Genomic DNA, 21,037 nt, shown 5'->3' with positions numbered 1-21,037 from the left:
GATAATGACTACGGTTACAGACCATGCTGCTTCTGGGGTTGGCGTCGGTCACCTTCCGTGAGAGATCCGTTCCGGACGTCGTGCGCCTGGCGGTCGACGCCGGCTCCGAGGTCGTCGAGTGGGCCGGGGACCGGCACGTCCGCCCCGGTGACCGGGCGGCGGCGTCGGCGGCCCGCGGTGCGTGCGCGGGTGCCGGGCTGCGGATCGGGACCTACGGCAGCTACCACAAGGCCGGCGCGTCCGACCCCGGCGAGTTCGACGCCGTCGTCGCGACGGCGGCCGAGCTCGGCGCCCCGCGGGTGCGGGTCTGGGCGGGGACGTCGGCCTCGGCCGACGTGTCGCCCGCCGCGCGCGCCGCCACCGTGGACGCGCTGCGGCGCTGCGCCGACGCCGTCGCCGAGCGGGGGATGGGGCTGCTCGTCGAGCACCACGTCGAGTCCCTCACCGACGGCCTCGACACCGCGCTGAGGCTGCGCGCCGAGGTCGGCCACCCGGCCCTGGTCACCCACTGGCAGCCCCGCGAGCTGCCCGACACCGACGCCTGCCTGGTCGAGGTCCGTGCGCTGCGCCCGGCCACCGTGCACGCGTTCTCCTGGGGGGCCGACGGCTGGACCGAGCGGCTGCCGCTCGCCGACCGCGCCGATCTGTGGGCCCCGGTGCTCGCCGAGCTCACCGCGCAGTCCCGCGACGACGGCACCGACACCGAGGTGCTGCTGGAGTTCGTCCCCGGCGACACCGCCGCCTCGCTGCGCCGCGACGCCGCCGCGCTGCGCGACCTGCGGGCCGGACGCGACCTGGCCGGTGCGCGATGAGCGCCGGTCCCCTGTCCGCCGGTGCCGCCGCCCGGTCCGCCGCACCTGCTCGCGCCGTTGCTGCCGCCCGGTCCACCGCCCGGCCGGCCCGTGCCTCCCGGATCGCCGCGCTGCTGCCGGTCGCGGTGGTCGCGCTGCTGCTCGCCGGGTGCGGCGGGACGGCCGCGCCGGAGGCGGCCGCCGAGCGGCCCGCCGTCAGCCGCGACGTCGCGCCGCTGGAGCCGGCGCTCTCGGTCACCGACCCGCGCGGCACCGCCGTCACCGTGCCGGCCCCGCCGACGCGGATCGTCTGCCTGACCGGCCTGTGCGACGACATGGTCGTCGAGCTGGGGCTCACCCCGGCCGGCACCTCCACCCCGGCCCTGCTGAAGAACCCCGTGCTGCTCGGCGACCGCGCCGCGCAGGTCCCGACCGTCGCCGGCAGCTTCGGCAGCGAGGACGTCGAGTCCATCGCCGCGCTGCGCCCCGACCTCGTGATCGGCCTCGGCGGGGTGCACGAGCCGCTGCGTGCGGCCGTCGAACGCTTCGCCCCGCTCTGGCTGGTCCAGCCCACCACCTGGGAGGAGTCCGTCGGGTACCTGCGTGCGCTCGGGTCGCTGACCGGACGCACCGGCGAGGCCACCGCCGCGGAGCAGCGCTTCCGCACCACCCTCGCCGACGGCGTCGAGCAGGCCCGCGCCACCGGCCGGGCCGACCGGAAGGTGCTGCTGATGTACGGCAGCGCCGACACCATCGGCGTCGACACCACCGACACCGTCAACGGCGACCTGCTCGCGACGCTCTACGACTACCCGTTCGTCCCGCGCGGCGCCGACGTCGAGACCGCCAGCACCTACAGCGTCGAGGAGATCCTCGCCCGGGCGCCGGACGTGGTGTTCGCCTACTCGCTGCTGTTCTCCTCCGCCGACCGCACCCTCACCGACCAGCTCGCCGACAACCCGGTCTGGCAGCAGGTCCCGGCCGTGGCGGCGCGGCAGGTGCACGAGATGGACCCCCGGCTGTGGGGCAGCGGCCGCGGCACGCGCAGCCTGGGCGCGATCGTCACCCAGTCGCTCGCGGCGGTCCCCGGCCGGTGAGACGGGCCCTGCTGCTGCTCGCCGTCGCGCTCGGGGCGGTGCTGCTCGCCGCGCTGGTCCTCGGGACCGGCACCCCGGCCGTCGCCCCGCACCGGCTGCCCGCCGTGCTGGGCGCGGCGGGCGGGATCGAGCACGTCGTCGTCACCGAGCTGCGGGTGCCGCGGCTGCTGCTCGGCGTGCTCACCGGTGCCGCGCTCGGGCTGGCCGGGCTGCTGCTGCAGGACGGCCTGCGCAACCCGCTCGCCGTCCCCGAGCTGCTCGGGGTGTCCTCCGGCGCGGCGGCCGCGGTGGCGGTCACGATCGTCACCGGGGCCGCGGTCCCGTTCGCGCCGCTACTGCCCGCCGTGGTCGGTGCGGTGACCGGGGGAGCGCTCACCCTGCTCGCCGTCCGCGGCGCCGTCGGACCGGCCGCGGTCCTGCTGATCGGGGCCGGGGTGGGCGCGGCGCTGCAGGCGCTGCTGCTCGCGGCGGTCGCGATGACCGGGTCGTCGGAGCAGGGGGTGCTGGTGCGCTATCTGCTGGGCTCGCTGACCGGCACGACGTGGGCGACGGTGACGCCGGTGCTGCCCGCGCTGGCGGTCGCGTTCGTCGCTGGGGTCGCGGTGCTGCCGCTGCTGGGGCCGCTGCGTCTCGGCGACGACGCCGCCTCCGCGCTGGGCCTGCGCACCGGCGCGGCCCGGGCGGCGGTGCTGGGCGTGGCCTGCCTGCTCGTCGCCGCCGTCGTCGGTCCGGCCGGGCCGGTCGCCTGGGTCGGTTTCCTCGCCCCGCAGCTGGTGCGGGTGCTGCTCCCCGCGGCCCGGCCGCTGCCCCGCGCCGCGGCCTGCGCCGGGGCGGGCGCGGCCGTGGTCGTCGTCGCGGACCTGCTGGCCCGCACCGTGCTGTACCCGGTGGAGCTGCCGGTCGGCGGCTTCACCGCCGGGGTCGCGATCGTCGCGGGCGGGCTGCTGCTGGTGTGGCGACGCCCGCGGGCCGCCCGCACGGCCGGTCCCGCCCGCACCGACCGTACCGCCGCGGCGGTGGACCGGTGAACCGCTCGGTGGGCCGGGGCGCGACGCTCGCGGCCCGGTTCGGGCTGCTCGGACTGTGCGTGGCGGTCGCCGCCCTGGCCGGGCTCCTGGTCGGCACCGCCGTCGGGCCCGGCACCGCGCTCGCGGCGCTCGCCGGGGTCGCGGACCCGCTGTCCACCGACCTCGTCCGGGAGCTGCGGGCGCCGCGGGTGCTGGTCGGGCTCGCGGCCGGTGCCTGCCTCGGCGTCGCCGGGACGGTGCTGCAGGCGGTGCTGCGCAACCCGCTCGCCTCCCCGGAGGTGACCGGCGTCGGCTCCGGTGCGGTGCTCGGCGCGGTGCTGGGGACCGTGCTCGGCGGGCCCGTCGGCACCCCGCTCGGCGTGCTCGCCGTGGCCCTGCTCGGCGGGACGCTCGGCGGCGGGGTGCTGTGGCTGCTCGCCGGCCGGGCCGCGGGGCCGGGCACCGCGGACCCGCTGCGGCTCGCCGTCGTCGGGGTGCTGGTGTCGGCGGTGCTCGGTGGGACGACGTTGCTGCTGCTCACCGCCCGCCCGCAGCTGGCCGGGTCGATGGTCCGGTGGCTGGTCGGCTCGCTCAACGGGCGTGGCTGGGAGCACTGGGCCGCGCTCTGGCCGGTCGCGCTCACCGCGGTGGTCCTCGCGGTGCTGCTCGGCCCGGTGCTCGCCGTCCTCGGCGTCGACGACGACCACGCCCGCGGCGTCGGCCTCGCCGTGTCCGGATGGCGCTCGGCCGCGGTGCTGCTGGCCGTGCTCGCCACCGGCGGGGCGGTCGCGGCGGTCGGGGCGCTCGCGTTCGTCGGGCTGCTCGCCCCGCACCTGGCCCGTGCGGTGCTCGGGGTGCGGGGCGCGGCCGACCCACGGCTGCTCGTGCCCGCGGCGGCGGCGGCCGGTGCGGGGACGGTCGTCGCCGCCGACGTCGTCGCCCAGCTGCTGACGGCGCTCGCCCCGGCCGGTGACCGGCCGATCGGGGTGCCCGCGGGAGCGGTGACGGCGGTCGCCGGCGCGGTGGTGCTCATCGGGATCGTCCGCCGACGGTCCCGCACGACGGTGGGAGGTGCGCTGTGACGGTGCTCAGGGCCGAGGGGGTGACGGTGTGCTTCGACGGGCGCACCGTGCTCGACGGCGTCGACCTGGCGGTCGCCCGCGGGCAGTGGCTGTCGCTGGTGGGGCGCAACGGCTGCGGGAAGACCACGCTGCTGCGGGTGCTCGCCGGGCTGCACCGGCCCGACGCGGGCGCCGTGCACCTGGCCGACCGGCCGCTGGCCGGGACCCCGCGCCGGGAGGTCGCGAAGCGGGTCGCGGTGCTGCCGCAGGCCCTGCCGCCGCTGGGCGGGGTGACGGTGCGGGCGCTCGTCGCGCAGGGCCGCTACGCCGTCCGCGGCCCGCTGGGCATGCTCGGCGGCGGCGCCGACGCGGCGGTCTCCGACGCACTGGCGGCCACCGGCACCGAGGCGTGGGCCGACACCCCGGTCGAGCTGCTGTCGGGCGGGGAACGCCAGCGGGTGCGGATCGCGCTCGCCCTGGCCCAGGACGCCCCGGTGCTGCTGCTCGACGAGCCCACCACCTACCTCGACGTCCGCCACCAGCTGGAGGTGCTCGACCTGGTCCGGGAGCTGCAGGAGCAGCGCGGCCTGACCGTCGTCGCGGTGCTGCACGACCTCGCCCAGGCCGCGCGGTGCGCGGACCGGATCGTCGCGCTGCGCGACGGGCGGGTGCACGCCGACGGGGCCCCCGGCGACGTCGTCGACGAGCGGCTGCTGGCCGAGGTGTTCGGGGTGCGTGGGGTCGTCTCGACCCACGAGGGACGGCTGACCTGCAGCTACCTCGACGCCGACCCGGCCCGCAGCGTCAGCGCCTGAGCCCGGCGTCGGCGCCCTGGTCCGGGGTCGGCGCGCCGACCCCGGCAACTGCGTCCGACCCCGGCCGCGGCGCCCGCGTCGCCGGGCGTCGCGTTGTCGTGGTTCCGGCCACCGTGTCGTCACCGCCGGCGGCCGGCCGACGATCGCGCGGGACCCGCGACGGGCCCTACCCGCGGGCGGCCCGGCGCAGGGGCGGGGTGAGCCACGCCAGCGCGACCCCGACGGCCAGCACCGCGGCCCCGGCCGCCAGACCGCCGCGTGGGCCCGCCGGTGTCGTCGCCACGACGCCGGCCAGGGCCGCCCCGGCGGGGGTGCCGAGGCCCCAGGACAGCATCCGCGCGGTCGTCGAGACCCGGGCGCGGGCGTGCTCGGGGGTGACCTGCAGCCGGTAGGTGACGGCGTTGAGCACGACCGTCGAGTACGCCGCCCCGAACGCCGTCGCGGCGAGGAGTGCGGGGACCCAGTGCGTCGCCGACACCACCGCGACCGCGCAGGCCAGCGAGACCGGGAGCCCGGCCAGTGCGAGCCGGGCCCCGCCCCAGCGCGCCGACAGCCGCGGGACCAGCCGGGCCGCGGCCAGCCCGCCCACACCCCAACAGGCGAACAGGAGACCGAGCCGGGCGTCGCCGTCGGCGCGGATGCCGAGCACCCGGTCCGCCCACGGCACGGTCATCGCGAGCCAGGCGCCGCCCGCGACGGCCTGGGTGGTGCCGACCAGCGTCAGCGTGCGGACCACCGGGTTGCCCAGGAGCAGCGCCAGGCCCTCGCGCACGTCGGCGAGGATCCGGGTCGGCGCGCGGGTGCCGGGCCCGGGGGACAGGCGCCCGGCGACCGACCGGATCAGCAGCGCCGACGCGACCGCGGTGAGCGCGGTGACCGACAGCAGCCCGGCCGGGGCCAGGGTCGCGACGGCCAGCCCGGCGAGCGGCGGCACGACCAGCTCGACGACGGTCGTCGCGCCGTAGAGGGTGGAGAACGCCGCGGTGATCCGGTCCGGCCCGACCAGCGTGGGCAGGGCGCCGAAGTTCGCGGCGTCGAAGAAGACGAAGCCGGTCTGCACCGCGACCGCCGTGCCGAGCACCTGCCACGGCGTGAGCACCCCCGCCCACCAGGCGAGCGGGATCCCCGCCAGCACCGCGCCGCACGCCAGGTCGACGCCGACCATCAGCCGCCTGCGGTCGACCCGGTCGGCCAGCGCGCCCGCGACCAGCCCGAACAGCAGGTAGGGCAGTGCCTCCGCGGTCGCGATCGCCGCCGTCCACGCGGGCGATCCGGTCAGCCGGTAGACGAGCACGGGCAGAGCGACCGCGGCGACCAGGGAACCGGCGACCGAGACGACCCGGGCGGCGAGATAGCGGCGCAGGTCGGTGCGTTCGTGCTCGGGGGCGGTCGGGGCCGTCTCGCTCACGGGGTCCTTCCGTCGGGGTTGCGCGAACCATAGTGTGAAACGACAGTCATCACCAATAGCAGGTAACGAGACATCCACCACTGTTGAAAATCGATGTCGTTTATGGCCACGATGGAGTGGTCCGGAACCGGACGATGTCACCCACTGGAGGAGAAAACGATGAAGGACATCTTCACCGAGCTCGAGGCCGAGCGCGCCCTGCCGCACAACTCCGCGAGCCACTCCAACGCCCTGGTCGAGAACCCGTTCGCGACCGAGCAGGCCGCCGAGCAGGAGTGACACCCGCCGCGGGCCCGGCACCGGCGACGGTGCCGGGCCCGCGGTCTGCCGTGACCGACCGACGGACCAGGGAGTGCGAGTGGAACGACTGCGACCGGGCGTGAGCGTGTTCGAGGTCCCCGGGCGGGGCTCGGCGCTGCGGGAGGCCTCCGGCCGGTTGCGCGGGGTCGACCTGCCCCGCGGCACTGTCGAGGCGCTCACCCGCTGGTTCGACGGCGCCGACCCGGTGCCCCCGCCGGGGCTCGACCCGGAGCGGGGCGCGTTCGCCGCGGCCGGCTACCTGGACGAGGCCCCGCCGCCGCGGACCGCCACCGTGACCGTCGCCGGGCGGGGGGCGTTGGCCGACGCCGTCGCCGCCGCGCTCACCGGGCCGGGGCTGCGGGTCCGGCGCGGGGACCTCGACTCCATCACCGCCGACACCGACACCGACACCGCCGACACGGACACGGATGCGGTGTGCGCCGTCGCGGACGGGCCCGCCCCGGCCGCCTGGACCGCGCTCGACTCGTTGCCCGAGCGCGGGACCGCCTGGTTCCGGCTCGCCGTCGAAGGACGGCACGGCATCCTCGAACCGCCCGCCGTGCACCCCGGCGACGCCGGGCACACCGACGTCCGCGCCCGCCGCCTCGCCGCGGCCGGGTCCGGGCACCCGCACCTACTCGCCTACTGGGACGCCGCGCCCGTCGCCCCGACCGGTCCCGGCGACCACGCCCTGCTGGCCGCGCTGCTCGCCGCCGACGTGCGCGCCTGGGCCGCCGGCCACGACACCCCGGCGACCGGTGACCTGGTCCCGGCCGCCCTGCCGGCCCGGCGACGTCTGCGGGTGGTCGACCTCGACACCGCCGCGATCGCCGACCACGCGCTGCTGCCGGTGCCCGACAGCGCGCCGTGACCGACCTCGACCTGCCCGGCGCGGACGGGGTCCGGCTCGCCGCCACCCTCGTCCGCCCCGCCGCCGCGACCTGGCCCGCGGTGCTGATCCGCACGCCCTACGGCCGCGAGCGGCTGCTGCCCGAGGCCCGCGGCTGGGCCGCGCACGGGTTCGGCGCGCTGGTCGTCGACGTCCGGGGGCGAGGCGGCTCGACGGGGGAGTTCCGGCCCTACGCCCACGAGACCGACGACGGCGTCGCCGCACTCGCCGCGCTGCGCGCGATCCCCGGCTGTGACGGGCGGGTCGTGCTCGCCGGCGCCAGCTACGGGGCGCACTGCGCCCTCGCCGGTGCCCTCGCCGACCCCGAGGTGTGCGGGGTGCTCGCCGCGGTCCCCGCGCTCGGGCCCGGCGAGACCGCCCGCGAACCCGGCGGCGCCGCCCGGCTGGCCTGCCGGATCGGCTGGTGGTCCGAGCACGGTGCGGACGCGCGTCCCGCCGCCCCGTCGGCAGCCGCGACGCTGCCGGTCACCGCGGCGCTGGCCCCGGCCCCCGACGGGTGGGCCGAGCTGTGGGACGCCCCCGCGGAGACGCCGTGGCTGTGGGACGGGATCGCGCGGGCCGCGATGCCGCTGCTCGCCGTCGGGGGCACCGCGGACCCGTTCGCCGCCCGCACCGGTGAGCTCGCCCGGCGCTGGGGCGGGCCGTCACGGCTGGTCCTGGGGCCGTGGGGGCACGATCTCGACGCCCCGGCGCCCGGCGCGGTCCTGGCCGGACGGCGGATCGGCACGGTCTACGCCGCCTGGGCCCGTGCCGCGGTGCAGGGCCGGCCGCGGGGGCGCGGGGCACTCGTCGCGGTGGGGGAGACGGGGCGCTGGGTGCGGGCCGGGGACGGGCCGACGCTCACGGTCGACGCGACGCCGCCGGACGGGTTCCCCGCTGGGTTCGTCGCCGACCCCGGGCGGCCCGTCCGGTCCCGCCCACCCGGCGCACCCACGCCGGCTCCCGCGCCGACCGACGGCGCCGCTCCCGCCGCTACGCCCCCCGCGGCGACCACTGCGGCGAGCACTGCGGCGAGCACTGCGGCGAGCACCGACACCAGCACCGGGATGACAGCCGCGACCACCAGCGCGACCACCGCCGCGACCACCGAGACGGCCGCCGCGGGACACCCCGCCGACCGGGTCGTCGCCCACACCCCGCCGCTGCCGGCGGGGGCGCTCGCCGGGCCCCTGGTCGTCACCGTCACCGGCGACACCGACGCCCTGGACGCAGACTGGGTCGTCCGGGTCGGACTCCGCGGCCACGACCTCGTCACCGCCGTGCACCGGCACCGCGGCCCGGCGTCGCGGCAGGTCGTCGTCACCACCCCGCCGGTCGGCGCCGCCGTGCACGAGGGCGACCGGCTGCGCGTCGAGATCGCCGGGCACCACTGGCCCGCCCACGCCCGCAACCCGCACACCGGACAGGACCCGGCGCACGCGACCGACCTGCGCGCCGACCACCGCACCGTGCACGCGCTGCGCCTGGACCTGCCGCACGTCCGACCCGGCCGCGACGAGGTCGCCGCGGCCGCCATCCCCGAGGAGGTCACCCTGTGACGGCACCGACCGTTCCCGCACTGCCGGTGGAGGCGCTGGTCGACCCGCTGAGCGGGATCGTCCGCCGGCTCGTCGACGTCGCCCCCGTACCGGGGCTGCCCGCCGCCTACACCGCCGTCACCGCGGAGGTGTCCGACGCGCGCCGGCTCGGCGCCTGGCCCGCGGACCGGGTCAGCCTCGGCACCACCTTCGGCGACCGCGACGGCGCCCGCACCGCCGCGCTCGGCGAGGCGGTCGAGCGCTACTGCGGCAACCGCGTCCCGCGCGACCTGCCGCTGACCACGGCCGCGGAGCTGCGCGCCGCGGGACACCGGTGCTGGGGGCCCGAGGAGCTGCCGCTGCTCGCGCCCTGGCAGGACGGCCGCCCCTACCAGCGCTTCACCGAGGACCTGCCGATCCGCTGGATCGCCGGCGTCGAGGCCGACGGGGAGCCGGCCTGGCTGCCCGCCTCCTGGGCGCTGCTCAACCACCACAGCGGGGCCCGTCGCGACGAACCCCGCTTCCACCACCTCAACTACGCCGGCATCGCCACCGGCGACGGCGCCACCGACGCCCACCGGCGCGGCCTGCTCGAGCTCGTCGAACGCGACGCGCTGGAACGCTGGTGGCACCTCGGCCTGCCCTCCCACGGCATCGACCGGGCCTCGGTCCCCGGGCTCGACGCCGCGCTGGCCGGCGCCGCGTTCGACGTCCACCTCGTCGAGCTGCCCACCGAGTACCCTGCGGCCGTGGTCGGGGCTGTCGTCGTCGACCCGGAGACCGGGATCGTCGCCGGGGGCGGCGCCGCCCGCTTCGACGCCGCCGAGGCCGCCACCAAGGCGGTGCTGGAGGCCGTCCACACCTGGGTGTTCACCCGCGGCCTGCTCGACCCCGACGGCTGGGTGTACGCCTCGATCGACGCCGGTGTCCTCGCCCACGGTCTCTACCTCGACCACCGCGCCGACCGCCGCTACCGCGACGACGCCGGAGAGCGCTACGCCGCCGTGCGCGACCTCGGCGCCCAGGTGCAGGTGTGGCTCGACCCGCGCGTCCGGGAGGAGCACCTGCCCCGGTTCACCGCGCCCGCGACCCGCGGCCCGCTGCGCACCGGGCCGGCCGGGGACCTCGGGTCGCTGACCGCCGCGCTGCTCGCCGACGGGCACCGCATCGCCCGTGTCGACCTCACCACGCCCGACGTCGCCGAGACCGGGTGGCGGGTGGTCCGCACCTGCGCCACCGGGCTCGTGCCGAACGCGCCCGCCGCGTTCCGGTACTGGGGGCTGCCCCGCTGGCGCGACACCGCCCGCGCCCACGGGCTCGACCTCGACCCGGCCTCCGGGCCCGACGGGCTGGTGCACTGCCCGCCGCCGTTCCTGTGACGGTGCAGCCCCCGGGCCGGGCCGCGCCGGACCCGCAGCGGGACGGCGGCGCCGTGGATCCCCGGACCGCCGCGGCGTTCCGGCTCGCCTGGTCCGGTGCCGACCCGGGCCCCACCGACCACACCGCGCGCCCCGCCGAGGCGACCACGGCGACCCGGCCGGTGCCCCTGACCCGCGACGGCACGGGGACCGGTGCGCTGCTGGCGCTGTCGCTGGCCGCCGACCCGGACCGGGCGGTCGGCGGCGTGCGGCTGCGCCGGGTGCCCTCGGCGGGCGGCCGCTACCCGGTCGACGCCCGGGTCGGCGGCCGTGTCCATGACCCGACCACGGGCGGCGACGACGGCGGTCGCGTCTACGACCCGCTCGCCCACGCCCTCGACGGCGGGCCCGCCCGGCCCGGCGCAACCGGACCCGGCAGCCGCGACCGGCCCGGCGCCGTCGCCCCGGCCCTTCCCGACCCGGACCACGACGATCACGAGGACGTCGTCCTCCACCTCACGCCGGAGCGGACCGCGTGGCGCTACGGCCCCCGCTCGCTGCCGGTGCTGCTGCTCGACCTCGGCCACGCGGCCGCCGCCGTCCTCGCCGCCGCGGCCACCCTGCGACGACCCCGGACGGCCCACCTCGTCTCCGACGGCGACCACTCCCGCGTCGTGCTCACGACCGGACCCGGCCCCGACGGCGCCGTCCCGCTCGGTGCGAGCGCGGCCCCGCACCCGTCGGCCGTGCTCCGCGCACGCCACTCGGCGCCGTTCGCGAGCCTGCAACCTCCCGTCGCCGACCCCGGACTCGACCGGGTCGCCCGGGCCCGGCTCGGCGTGGGACAGCACGCGGCCCTGCTCGACGCGGGCCACCCGCTCGCGGCCGCGCTGACCCGGCGGGCCTGCGGCCTGCCCGACCTCACCGGCGTCGGCGGGCTGCTCGTCGTCACCGGGGACGTCGACCCCGGCCCGGACACCGTCGCCCAGCACGTCCGGTCCGGCCTCGCCGTCCACGACGCCTGGCTGGCCGCCACCGCGGCCGGACTCACGGCCCGGCCGGTCGGCTGCTGGGTCGAGGCGGTGCTGCACGGACCCGGCGGCCGGGGCCGGGTCCAGCACGCCCTCGCCCTCGGCGGCTGACCCGCCGGGGGAGGACCGGTCAGGTCGCGGGCGGCAGCGGCGGCGCGGGCGGCTCGTGCGGCGGCTCGTCGCCGGACTTCCCGCCCGGCTTGTCGTCGCCACCGCCGGCGAGGAACCGCTCGAACTCCGCGGCCAGCTCGTCGCCGCTGGGCAGCTCGCCGCCCTCCAGGCCGTCCCGCAGGTCACCGGACTCCCGGGCCGCGACGACCTGGTCGTACTGCTCCTCCAGCGCCGAGACGACCTGCCCGACCTCGTCCGACGCCGCCATCTGCTCGGCGATCTCGGACTCGGCCTGTTCGGCGGCGCGGGTCAGCGTCTCGGTCGGTAGGTAGAGCCCCGCCGACAGCCCCGCGTGGTCCAGCAGCACCCGCGCGGCCTGCGGGTACGCCGAGCGCGACAGGTAGTGCGGCACGTGCACGGCGTAGCCCACGACGTCCTGCCCGGCCTGCCCGAGGCGGTACTCCAGCAACGCCGCGGCACTGCCCGGGACGTCGGCGGTCGCGAACCACGGGGTGTGGCCCTCCACCAGCTCCGGGCGGGTGCCGTGCGCGGTCACCCCGATCGGACGGGTGTGCGGCACGGCCATCGGGATGCCCTGCAACGTGATCACCAGCCGGACCCCGAGCTGCTCGACCAGCAGCCCGACCGCGGCGACGAACCGCTCCCACTGCATGTCCGGCTCCGGGCCGGCGAGCAGCAGGTACTGCGTGTCCCCGGTGTCGGTCAGCGCGACGACGTCGAGCTCCGGCGGGTCGTAGTCGGCCCAGCGGTCGGTCTCGAACCGCAGCGGCGGGCGCCGCGACCGGTAGTCCACGAGCTGGTCGACGTCGAACCGGGCCACCCGGACCGCCTCGCGTTCGTCGGTCAGCGCGCCGACCGCGAGCGCACCCGCGTTGCCGGCGTCGACGAAACCGTCCAGCACGACGATCAGGACCGGCTCGTCGAGCGCCGGCGCGGCCGGGTCGACCTGGTACAGCTGAGCGGGATCGAGCACCGGCGTCCTCCGAGTCGTGGCGTGCACCGCGACCCTATCCGGAGCCCCCCACGGCCTGCCCGGTCGCGGTGTGACCACCGACCCCGTGTGACGCGGCCCCGCCGGGACACCCCGCCCGTCCGGGATGGACCAGAATGGTCGTTCGTCATGCACACGTCACGTCGCGCTTACCTCGTCTGGTCCGCCGGTCTGTTCGCCTACGTCGTGGCGGTGCTGCAACGCAGCTCGTTCGGCGTCTCCGGGCTGGAGGCGGCGGACCGGTTCGGTGCGTCCCCGACCGTGCTCGCCGGGTTCCTCGTCCTGCAGCTGCTCGTCTACGCCGCCCTCCAGGTGCCGGTCGGGCTGCTGCTCGACCGGTTCGGCGCCCGCACCATGGTGCTCGCCGGCGCCGTCACCATGACCGCGGCGCAGGTGCTCGTCGCACTCGCCACCTCGCTGCCGCTGGCCATCGCCGCCCGCGTGCTCGTCGGCGTCGGCGACGCCCTGACCTTCATCTCGGTGCTGTCGGTGCTGTCCACCTGGTTCGCGCCGCGCCGGGTGCCGCTGATGACACAGATCACGGCGCTGCTGGGCCAGTTCGGCCAGGTGCTCTCCGCGATCCCGCTCGCCACCGTCCTGCACGCCTACGGCTGGACGACCGCGTTCCTGTCCGCCGCCGGGATCGGCGTCGTCGCCGCGGTCGCGGTGCTCGCCGTGTTCCGCGACCGCCCGCCCGGTAGCCTCGCCCCGGCCCCGGCGAGCAGCCCCCGCGAGGTCGTCGACGGCCTCAAGGGCGCCTGGGCGCACCCGGGCACCCGCCTCGGGCTCTGGTCGCACGCCGGCACCCAGTTCTCCGGCCTGGTGTTCGCGCTGCTGTGGGGCGTGCCCTACCTCGTCGCCGGGCAGGGGATGACCCCCACCGGCGCCTCGGTGATGCTGACCGTGCTCGTCCTCGCCGGCGCCGTCGTCGGCCCGGTGTTCGGCGAGTTCACCGCCCGCCACCCGCTGCGCCGCTCCTGGCTCGTGCTGTCGGTCATCGGCGCGACCGCGCTCGTGTGGACGGTCGTGCTGCTCGTCCCGCCGCCCGCGCCGCTGTGGCTGCTCGTCCTGCTCGTGGTGGTGCTCGCCGCGAACGGGCCCTGCTCCGCCGTCGGCTTCGACTACGCCCGCACCTTCAACCCCGCGCACCGGCGCGGCACCGCCGTCGGGATCGTCAACGTCGGCGGGTTCACCGCCTCGCTCACCACCACACTGCTGGTCGGGCTCGTGCTCAGCGTGTCCGGCGGCTACACCCCCGAGGCGTTCCGGCTGGCCTGGCTCGTGCAGTTCCCGATCTGGGCGCTGACCGCCGTCGCGGTCGTCCTCGCGCGCCGCAAGGCCCGCCGGGTGATGGCCGCCGAGGGCACCGTCGTCCCACCGCTGCGGGAGGCGCTGCGCCGCAACCGGCGCCGGAGACAGGCCCGGTAGACGACGACGGGGGCGGGACCATCGCGGTCCCGCCCCCGTCTCAGTCGGTGCGGCCTGCTCGTTCGGCGGGCCTCACCCGGTGTCGTCTGCTCGTTCGGCGGGCCTCACTCGGCGAGCAGCCGGTACAGCGCCTTCCGGGCCTCGGTCAGCGCCTCGGTCGCCGACGCCACCTGCGCCTCGGAGCCGGCCTCGGCGACCTGCCGCGCGGCGGCGGCGAGCCGGCCGAGCTCGGTGACCAGGCCGGTCGCCGGGTCCGACTCGGCGGCCTCGGCGTCCTCGGCGAAGGGCGCCCACACCGCGTCGAGCTCGGCGCGGTGCTCCTCGACGTGCCGGGTGCCCTCCTCGGTCAGGTGGACGACCCGGCGGCCCTCGGTCTGCTCGGACCGGACCAGGCCCTCGTCCTCCAGCTGGGACAGCATCGGGTACACCGAGCCGGGGCTCGGCTTCCACTGCCCGCCGGAGCGGCCGGTGATCTCCTGGATGATCTCGTAGCCGTGCCGCGGGCCGTCGGCGACGACCGCGAGCACCGCGGTGCGCACGTCGCCGCGGGCACGCTTGCCGCGCCGGCCGCGGGGCCCACCGGGACCGAAGCCGCCGGGGCCGAAGGCGCCGCCCGGGCCGAAGCCACCGGGGCCGAACCCACCGGGGCCGAAGCCGCCGGGACCGAACGGTCCGCCGGGGCCGAAGCCGCGGCCGGGACCGAAGCCCCGCCCGCCGGGCCCGTGTCCGCGGCGGTGGGCGCGACCGCGGCGGTGGCCGGGTCCGCCCTCGTCGCGGGCGTCGTCACGGGGGTCGTCACGGTCGTCGCCGTGGAAGTCAGGGGTGTCGTGCATGGCTGCCTCCTCCGGGCCGCAGGGGAACCCGGCGCCGCGGTGGCCCCGGGGGTGTCGGTGGGTGCGGGGCCCGAACGGGCTCCGGAACATGTCGCGCGTGGTCATGACGCGTGGTCCTCTCGTCGTGAGCCTCCCTCTTCGATCGGCTCGTGTGCTATCACGATATATCGCGACTACTACGCGTTGCAACGGCGATATTCTGAGAATGTCCTGAGGGTGCGCGGGGCGGCCCGTGGCGGGTTCACTGTCCCGGCGGGCCGGCGGGCGGTCCGCCGGATGTGAGGGGGAGTCGTGGGGCGTCACGACGCAGGGGCCGGCCCGGCCGGCGAGGCACCGGAGGACACGGCCGAGGAGGTCGACCTCAGCGAGGTCTCCGCGGCGCAGCTGCGGGACCGGCTCTCCGCGCGGTCCGACGGCCGCGACGACCAGGTCGTCGACGCCGCGCGTGAGCTGCGGGCGAGCCTGGACCGGCTCGGCGCGGGCCTCGCGGCACGGCGCGCGGCGCTCGTCGGACGGGCGGGGGAGATCGCCCGGGCCGCCGTGCCCTACGTCGGCGGCGCCGTCGCGACCGGGGTGGGGGCGGTGCTGGTGGTGCGACGGGCCCGCCGTCCGCGCCGCTCCCGGTACCCCGGGGCGGTCTGACCCAGGCCGGTCCGGGTCAGCGGCTCCCGAGCCCGGCGCGCACCCGCATCAGGGCGAAGCCCAGCAGGTTCTGCCCGGGCCAGCGGTCCGGCGCGCCGAGGTCGGGGTCGTCGGCGGCCAGGCCGATGCCCCAGATCCGGTCGACGGGGGAGGCCTCGACGAGCACCGCGTCGCCGGTGCCCAGCAGGGCCGCGGTGAGCCGCTCGGCCGAGCGGAACTTGGCCCGGTTGCCCTCGACGACGACCTCGACCCGGCGCGCGGCCCACACCTGCGAGTCGAAGCCCCGGACCTCGCGCCCGGCCCGCTTGGCGGTGTCCGGGTCGTCGTCGGACAGGACGCGGGCGAGCGCGTCGTCGTCGCCGAAGGTGCGGGCCTTGGCCGCCATCATCCAGTGCTCGGCGGTGGCGTAGCGGACCCCGTCGACGACGAACGGCGACGGATGCCACTGGCTCAGTACGTGCACGTCGCCCGGCGCGGGCTCGGAGCCCCAGAACGGGACGAACCGCGGGCGCGCCCCCGCCGCGACGGCGGCCCGCAGGGATGCGACGTCGGTCGGGGCGTCCTCGCTCACACCCTCCGATCCTAGGACGTCGGCGGGGTCGCCGCGTCGGCCAGCGCGGACAGCAGCTCGGCCGCGCCCACCCGTCGCTCGGGCGGCACCCGGCCCAGCAGGTCGGCGACCGCGGCGCGACGGTGGGCGTCGACCTCGCGGATCAGCTCCCGTCCGGCCGGGGTGAGCTCGACGAGCAGGTGCCGCCGGTCGTCCGGGTCGGGCCGGCGCTCGACCAGGCCGGCCCGCCCGAGACGCACGAGCACCCGGGTGGCGTTCGACGGATGGACGTCGAGCTCACGCCCGACCGCGGTGACGTTGGTGCGCCCCGCGTCCGCGATCAGCATGAGGACCCGCAGCTGGGGCACGGTCACGGCGTCCCCGGCCGCCGCCACCGCGCGCACGCTGATGCCGGTGAACGCGCGCGCGAGCGCCAGACCGGCCTCCACCGTCGCGCCGTCCGGGTGATCCCGATCTCGGCCGTGTGCGTCGGTCATCCCCGTCCACCTCCCTCACCAGCGATCTTTACTCCGCGCTGACCGTTGCGTCGATCAATCTTTGCCATTGCACAACTACTGCGCAAGCGCAACAATAGGCACGTCGAAGGGAGAGTTCCATGAAGGTGTCGGACATCCTGCGGATCAAGGGCGACACGGTGCACACCGTGTTGTCGTGGAACACCATCGCCGAGGCCGCGACCCGGCTCGCCGGCCCGCCGGCGATCGGCGCGCTCGTCGTCTCCGACGACGGCCGCCGCGAGCGCGTCGACGGCATCGTCTCCGAACGCGACATCGTGCGCCGGCTCGCCACAGACGGCGCGGCCCTGCTGGACCTCACCGTCGCCGACGTCATGACCCGCCACGTCGTGACCTGCTCGCCGGAGGACTCGCTCGCCGAGGCCATGGGTCTGATGAACCGCTGGCGTCACCGCCACCTGCCCGTCGTCGACGACGGACGGCTCGTCGGGATGATCAGCATCGGTGACGTCGTCAAGCAGCGGCTGGCCGAGATGAGCACCGAGGCCGGGGTGCTGCGCGACATCTACCTCGCCTCGCACTGACCCCGCCCCCGGCGTCCCCGGTGTGACGTGACCGTTTCGCCGGGAACGACCGGGGTGCGCCGTGCGTTGGACCGGACATGACTGCAGCGAGTGCCACCGCAGGTCGCCGCGTCGGCCGCACGGCCGCGTTCGCGACGCTCTTCCGTGCCCTCACCCGTCGCGGCCGCCCCGGCGAGCCCGGACCCGTCGAGCGGTTCCGGGCGCTGCCCGCCATGGCCGGTGACGCCTGGCGCGGCACCTACCCGCACCTCGGCAAGGGCAGGGTTGCGCTGTTCCTGGCGGCCCTGGCCTACCTGGTGTCGCCGGTCGACCTGGTGCCCGAGGCGTTCCTGACCGTGTTCGGCCTCGGCGACGACGCGGTCGTCGCGATGTGGCTGGGCGGGGCCCTGCTGGTCGAGGCCGACCGCTACCTGGGGTGGCGGCGGACCGCACCGGTCGTCGTCGACGGTCAGGTGCAGGTCGACCGGACGTAGTCCCGGATCCGCTGCGACGCGGCCTGGTACTCCGGGTCCGCCCGGTCCTGCGCGATGCCCGGGTCACGGGCGACGGCGAGGGTGTCCCCGCCGTTGGCCTCCAGCAGGGCGAGTTGACGTTCGACGAGCTGGTCGACCCGCTCGAAGTCCGCGCGGATCTCCTGCGGTGCGAGTGAGGTGACCTGCTGGTTCGCCTGCCGGACGTTCGCGGTGACCTCGCCGACGTCGGAGATCGAGCGGCCGATGCCCACCCCGCTGAACGGCTGGGTGGCGGTGCGGCTCGCCTCGACGGCGTCGCAGAAGGGGCTGGAGGGGCGGTTCTGGGTCGTCGTGACCGTGCCGGACGACGAACCCGGCTGGGTCGCCAGCGAGCTGCCGCAGCCCGCCACCAGGAGCAAGGCCAGTGCCGCCGGGACGAGCAGTCCTGGCCGCCGTACAGCCGTCATCCCCGATCCTCCGCTCACCGGCCGGAAAGGTGCCCGCGCCGCGAGGAGAAGTCTAGGGCGAGGGGTGTGAGGTGGATGTCGGCGGTGGGTCGGCCGCGTCCCCGAGGCCGGTCCTGGACAGCCGCCACCGTCGCATCGACACCGACGCGACGGTCCGGCCCAGTTCGGCGGCGGCTTCGGCAGGCGGAAGACGCGCGACGAGCCGGTCCTCCGCAGCGGTCCAGCGACGAGGCGAACTCCGCGCGCGCATCCCCTCGGGGCGGCGCCATCGCGCGACGGTCCCCGCCGCCGCGAGTTTGCGGGGCAGGGCCAGGCAGCCCGGCGGGTACAGGAACTCCGCGAGCGCGGCGGCGGGCTCGTTCATGACGATGGTGTTGAACACGCCGTCCCGCGCGTTGGCGAGCGACCGCCGGACGACTCCGGTCACGTCGAGCACCTGCGCGCAGAAGTACGCGTGCAGCGCGGGACTCGCCGTGGTGAATCCGACGAACGGGTAGCCCCTGGCCGTGAAGCCGACGCTGCCGTCTCCGTCCACCAGACCTCTCAGATAGCCCCGGACATGCACGGGTCCCGCCGGAGGCGCGACCGACCCGGACTTGCGTCCTGCTGGAAGACCGAGCGCCTGCAGCTCCGTCCGGAAGCTCCACGCATGGGTCTTCCAGGTGGCGCTCTCGTGGCGTTCGGCGAAGTTGGTGCGCCGGACGCGGGTCGTCACGGTGCTGCGGAGACCGGGGGCGAACAGGCCGACGAAGGCGTCGAGCACCGCGATGTCCCGCACACCCAGCTCGATGGTCGCCGCTCCCCGGTTCCGGTCAGCGGCGCGGAGGTGACCGTCGGTCTGGAAGAGGCCGAGGAAGTACGCATGGTCCTCATCGGTGGGGTCCAGGTGCACCATGCCGCCACTGTCGCGCGGTGCCCCGACAGTTCCGACCGCTCCACCCCGTGCCGCCGGCGACCCGGATCGGGTCAGCCGGCGAGGACCGTCCGCAGCACCGCGGGCCGGTCGGTGATGATCCGGTCCACCCCGGTGGCCGCGATCCGGCGCATGTCGTCGGGGTCGTTGACCGTGTAGACCCCGGTCTGCATCCCGCGTGCCCGGACCTCGGCGACCAGTGCGGCGTCGACGATCCGGAACGACGGGTTGATCTGGGTGACCCCGTGCGCGGCGGCGTCGTCGAGCTGCGCCGCGGTCGGGCGCCCGCCGAACAGCCAGCCGGCCGGGACGCCCGGGGCGGCCTCGGCGAAGCTGCGCATCACGTCGTGGTCGAAGGACTGCACGACGACCCCGGGACGCGGGCCGTCGAGCTCGTAGGCGACCTCCTTCTCCACCCCCGGGTAGCGCGCCGGGTCCTTCAGCTCGACCAGCAGGTCCGCGCGGCCGCGGAGCCGGTCGGCGAACTCCCCGAGGGTCGGGATGCGCTCGCCGGCGAAGGCGGGGGAGAACCACGACCCGGCGTCGAGCCGGCGCAGCTCGGCGAGGGTGAACGAGCCGACCGGCGCCAGTGCGCGGGTGGGGAAGACCCGTCCGACGTCGGTGGTGCGGGCCAGCGTGGCGTCGTGGACGAGCACGAGGTGGCCGTCCGCGGTGCGCTGGACGTCGACCTCGACGGCGTCGGCCCGCTGGGCCAGCGCCTCGTCGGCGGCGGCGAGGGTGTTCTCCGGGGCGTCGGCGGAGGCGCCGCGGTGCGCGACGACCTCCGGACCGGACCGGGGACGGTCGGTGTCGGCGAGGGCGAGCGTGGCCGTCGCGAGGAGGGCGGCGGGCACGAGGAGGGTGCCGAGCAGGCGTCGCACGAGGTGAGTCCTCAGGATCGGGGGCGGTGCCTGGGAACCATGGTGGCGTGGCCGGTCCGGCCGGTGTCGGGCGGGTGGCCGCCGGGGGACGAGCGGGCGAGGACCTGGTGGTCAGGGGCGGGTGACGGCCGCCTCGAACGCGGGCAGGTAGCCGTCGCGGTAGCCCTGGGCGGTCGGGTGGTAGACCGCCGGGGCCGACGCGGGCGGGGGAGTGATCCACGGGTCGGCGGAGCAGACCCCGTGCCCGGCGAACGCGGCGCGGACGTCGACGAACCGGCCCCGGAACCGCCCGGCCGCGTCGGCGAGGGCGGCGTCGAGGGTGTCGGCGGCCCGGTTCAGCGCCTCCCGGCGGACGGCGTTCGGGACGCCGGGGACGTCGCAGTCGGCGCCCGGCTCGAACAGCCGCGGGTAGCCCAGGACCAGGATCGTCGCGCCGGGGGCCTGCAGCCGGACCCCGACGATGGTCGAGATCAGCCCGCCGGGCGCGACCCAGCGGGCGGCGCGCTCCCCGCCCCGGACGGCGCGCAGGCAGGTCTCGTCGTCGCGGGCGGTGCTGCAGGCGGCCAGGACCGGACCGAACCCGGTGTCGTTGCCGCCGACGGTGATCGTCACCAGGGTGGTGTCGGCGGAGACGGTGCGCACCTGCCGGGCGATCACCTCGCCACTGGTGGCGCCGCTGCACGCGACGCTGACGAACGACGCCGGGTCGTGCCGGGCCGCCCACAGCGCCGGGTAGGAGGCGCCGCTGCGCAGACAGTCGCCGGTGGCCGGGTCCGGCCGGGCCCCGACGCCCGCGGCGTAGGAGTCACCGAGCGCGACGTACCGGACGGGGGCGGCGGCCGCGCCGGCCGGTGCCGGGTCGGCGAGGGCCGCCGGCGCCAGGACGACCAGCAACGCGCACGTCAGCAGGGGGACCAGGAGGCGGCGCACCCGTCCAGACAACCCCCGCGGCACCGTGGCGGCAATCCGGGCACCGGGTGAGGGGGTGCACGCGCCGTGGACGACGAGGTGCGCCGAACGTGTCCCGGGCCGGCCGCGTCCGCGGAGCGCGCGTCGCGGAGCCGCCGCGCACGCATCATCACTGTGGGTGAGAGCGTGGACCGCGACGCTCCCGGCCACGACCACTCGGCCGCGGCGCGCGGTCGACGGAAAGCCCAGCTCAGGGCCCTGTCCGAGGTGGACCGGCCGGACCGACGCCACGGTGAACGGCAGGTGGCCGGGGCGAGTGGCCGGTGTCGTCCGCTCACCGCCCGCAACGTCCCGTCGGTCTCGTGATCACCCGATCGGGTTCTTCCGTCCGTTGCGTCCGGCTAGCGTCCGTGTCAGATCACGGAACGGTCACGAACCGGACGCGGCTCCTCCCCAGGGGGCCGCCCGCTCCCCACGGGTTGTC

23 protein-coding genes are annotated in these 21,037 nt (G+C 77.1%); 14 read left to right on the top strand and 9 right to left on the bottom strand.

The window, feature by feature from the left end; translation table 11 throughout:
• Positions 1–23: 23 nt before the first annotated feature.
• From DMP17_RS35905 to DMP17_RS35885, 5 genes are read left to right on the top strand one after another with little or no spacing between them, the layout of a single operon-like run.
• Positions 24–812 (top strand): sugar phosphate isomerase/epimerase family protein, encoded by a 789-nt coding sequence (locus tag DMP17_RS35905; RefSeq protein ID WP_337831864.1) that lies wholly within the window; start codon positions 24–26, stop codon positions 810–812.
• Positions 809–1,888 (top strand): ABC transporter substrate-binding protein, encoded by a 1,080-nt coding sequence (locus DMP17_RS35900; RefSeq protein WP_337831863.1) that lies wholly within the window; start codon positions 809–811, stop codon positions 1,886–1,888. Before DMP17_RS35905 ends, DMP17_RS35900 begins: the two co-directional genes overlap by 4 nt.
• Positions 1,885–2,916, top strand: coding sequence for an iron chelate uptake ABC transporter family permease subunit (locus DMP17_RS35895; RefSeq protein WP_337831862.1), 1,032 nt, complete (start codon positions 1,885–1,887; stop codon positions 2,914–2,916). The genes DMP17_RS35900 and DMP17_RS35895 overlap by 4 nt, the downstream gene beginning before the upstream one ends.
• Positions 2,913–3,977, top strand: coding sequence for a FecCD family ABC transporter permease (locus tag DMP17_RS35890; protein WP_226357748.1), 1,065 nt, complete (start codon positions 2,913–2,915; stop codon positions 3,975–3,977). Before DMP17_RS35895 ends, DMP17_RS35890 begins: the two co-directional genes overlap by 4 nt.
• Positions 3,974–4,771, top strand: a complete 798-nt coding sequence (locus DMP17_RS35885) for an ABC transporter ATP-binding protein (RefSeq protein ID WP_337831861.1) — start codon at positions 3,974–3,976, stop codon at positions 4,769–4,771. The genes DMP17_RS35890 and DMP17_RS35885 overlap by 4 nt, the downstream gene beginning before the upstream one ends.
• A 166-nt stretch (positions 4,772–4,937) precedes the next feature.
• On the opposite strand, the gene DMP17_RS35880 is transcribed toward DMP17_RS35885, so the two are convergent.
• Positions 4,938–6,179 (bottom strand): MFS transporter, encoded by a 1,242-nt coding sequence (locus DMP17_RS35880; RefSeq protein WP_226366189.1) that lies wholly within the window; start codon positions 6,177–6,179, stop codon positions 4,938–4,940.
• Positions 6,180–6,338: 159 nt separating this feature from the next.
• On the opposite strand from DMP17_RS35880, the gene amiA reads away from it, so the two are divergent.
• From amiA to DMP17_RS35855, 5 genes are all read left to right on the top strand, one after another.
• Positions 6,339–6,458 (top strand): streptamidine family RiPP, encoded by a 120-nt coding sequence (gene amiA / locus DMP17_RS35875; RefSeq protein ID WP_020625778.1) that lies wholly within the window; start codon positions 6,339–6,341, stop codon positions 6,456–6,458.
• Positions 6,459–6,537: 79 nt separating this feature from the next.
• The gene (locus tag DMP17_RS35870) at positions 6,538–7,350 is read left to right on the top strand and encodes a hypothetical protein (RefSeq protein ID WP_337831860.1); all 813 of its coding nucleotides are present in this window, start codon (positions 6,538–6,540) and stop codon (positions 7,348–7,350) included.
• Complete coding sequence (locus DMP17_RS35865; protein WP_337831859.1) at positions 7,347–8,927, top strand: CocE/NonD family hydrolase; 1,581 nt, start codon at positions 7,347–7,349, stop codon at positions 8,925–8,927. The genes DMP17_RS35870 and DMP17_RS35865 overlap by 4 nt, the downstream gene beginning before the upstream one ends.
• Complete coding sequence (locus DMP17_RS35860) at positions 8,924–10,285, top strand: YcaO-like family protein (RefSeq protein ID WP_337831858.1); 1,362 nt, start codon at positions 8,924–8,926, stop codon at positions 10,283–10,285. The genes DMP17_RS35865 and DMP17_RS35860 overlap by 4 nt, the downstream gene beginning before the upstream one ends.
• 53 nt (positions 10,286–10,338) lie before the next feature.
• Positions 10,339–11,406 carry a hypothetical protein gene (locus DMP17_RS35855; protein WP_337831857.1) on the top strand — a complete coding sequence of 356 codons (1,068 nt, stop codon included), beginning with the start codon at positions 10,339–10,341 and terminating at the stop codon, positions 11,404–11,406.
• Between the two features lie 19 nt (positions 11,407–11,425).
• On the opposite strand, the gene DMP17_RS35850 is transcribed toward DMP17_RS35855, so the two are convergent.
• A complete protein-coding gene (locus DMP17_RS35850) occupies positions 11,426–12,400 on the bottom strand; it encodes a proteasome assembly chaperone family protein (protein WP_226357741.1) in 975 nt (324 codons plus the stop codon).
• 147 nt (positions 12,401–12,547) lie between these two features.
• On the opposite strand from DMP17_RS35850, the gene DMP17_RS35845 reads away from it, so the two are divergent.
• The gene (locus tag DMP17_RS35845; RefSeq protein WP_226357740.1) at positions 12,548–13,846 is read left to right on the top strand and encodes an MFS transporter; all 1,299 of its coding nucleotides are present in this window, start codon (positions 12,548–12,550) and stop codon (positions 13,844–13,846) included.
• Between the two features lie 104 nt (positions 13,847–13,950).
• On the opposite strand, the gene DMP17_RS35840 is transcribed toward DMP17_RS35845, so the two are convergent.
• Positions 13,951–14,679 (bottom strand): PadR family transcriptional regulator, encoded by a 729-nt coding sequence (locus tag DMP17_RS35840; protein WP_337831856.1) that lies wholly within the window; start codon positions 14,677–14,679, stop codon positions 13,951–13,953.
• A 291-nt stretch (positions 14,680–14,970) separates the two neighbouring features.
• Here DMP17_RS35840 and DMP17_RS35835 point away from each other — a divergent pair, with 291 nt between their 5' ends.
• Complete coding sequence (locus DMP17_RS35835) at positions 14,971–15,321, top strand: hypothetical protein (protein ID WP_337831855.1); 351 nt, start codon at positions 14,971–14,973, stop codon at positions 15,319–15,321.
• Positions 15,322–15,337: 16 nt separating this feature from the next.
• Here the strand turns inward: DMP17_RS35835 and DMP17_RS35830 are convergent, their stop codons facing one another.
• Entirely contained in the window at positions 15,338–15,892 is a 555-nt protein-coding gene (locus tag DMP17_RS35830; protein WP_337831854.1) for an NADAR family protein, read from the bottom strand.
• 11 nt (positions 15,893–15,903) lie between these two features.
• Positions 15,904–16,368, bottom strand: a complete 465-nt coding sequence (locus DMP17_RS35825; protein ID WP_226366182.1) for a MarR family winged helix-turn-helix transcriptional regulator — start codon at positions 16,366–16,368, stop codon at positions 15,904–15,906.
• A gap of 119 nt (positions 16,369–16,487) precedes the next feature.
• Here DMP17_RS35825 and DMP17_RS35820 point away from each other — a divergent pair, with 119 nt between their 5' ends.
• On the top strand, positions 16,488–16,931 hold the full coding sequence (locus DMP17_RS35820) for a CBS domain-containing protein (protein WP_226357735.1): 444 nt from the start codon (positions 16,488–16,490) through the stop codon (positions 16,929–16,931).
• A 77-nt stretch (positions 16,932–17,008) separates the two neighbouring features.
• On the top strand, positions 17,009–17,404 hold the full coding sequence (locus tag DMP17_RS35815; protein ID WP_337831853.1) for a YkvA family protein: 396 nt from the start codon (positions 17,009–17,011) through the stop codon (positions 17,402–17,404).
• Here the strand turns inward: DMP17_RS35815 and DMP17_RS35810 are convergent.
• The 4 genes from DMP17_RS35810 to DMP17_RS35795 all read right to left on the bottom strand — a co-directional run bounded on the left by DMP17_RS35810 (position 17,380) and on the right by DMP17_RS35795 (position 20,574).
• Positions 17,380–17,850 carry a hypothetical protein gene (locus DMP17_RS35810; RefSeq protein ID WP_226357734.1) on the bottom strand — a complete coding sequence of 157 codons (471 nt, stop codon included), beginning with the start codon at positions 17,848–17,850 and terminating at the stop codon, positions 17,380–17,382. The genes DMP17_RS35815 and DMP17_RS35810 overlap by 25 nt on opposite strands.
• A gap of 52 nt (positions 17,851–17,902) precedes the next feature.
• Positions 17,903–18,745: an LAGLIDADG family homing endonuclease gene (locus DMP17_RS35805; RefSeq protein WP_337831852.1), complete on the bottom strand. Its 843-nt coding sequence runs from the start codon at positions 18,743–18,745 to the stop codon at positions 17,903–17,905.
• A gap of 71 nt (positions 18,746–18,816) precedes the next feature.
• Positions 18,817–19,644, bottom strand: coding sequence for a glycerophosphodiester phosphodiesterase (locus DMP17_RS35800; RefSeq protein WP_337831851.1), 828 nt, complete (start codon positions 19,642–19,644; stop codon positions 18,817–18,819).
• Positions 19,645–19,755: 111 nt separating this feature from the next.
• Complete coding sequence (locus DMP17_RS35795) at positions 19,756–20,574, bottom strand: SGNH/GDSL hydrolase family protein (protein ID WP_337831850.1); 819 nt, start codon at positions 20,572–20,574, stop codon at positions 19,756–19,758.
• Positions 20,575–21,037 lie beyond the last annotated feature (463 nt).

It is taken from the genome of Pseudonocardia sp. TMWB2A, from assembly GCF_017312135.1.
This window is presented reverse-complemented; position numbering and strand designations above follow the sequence as displayed.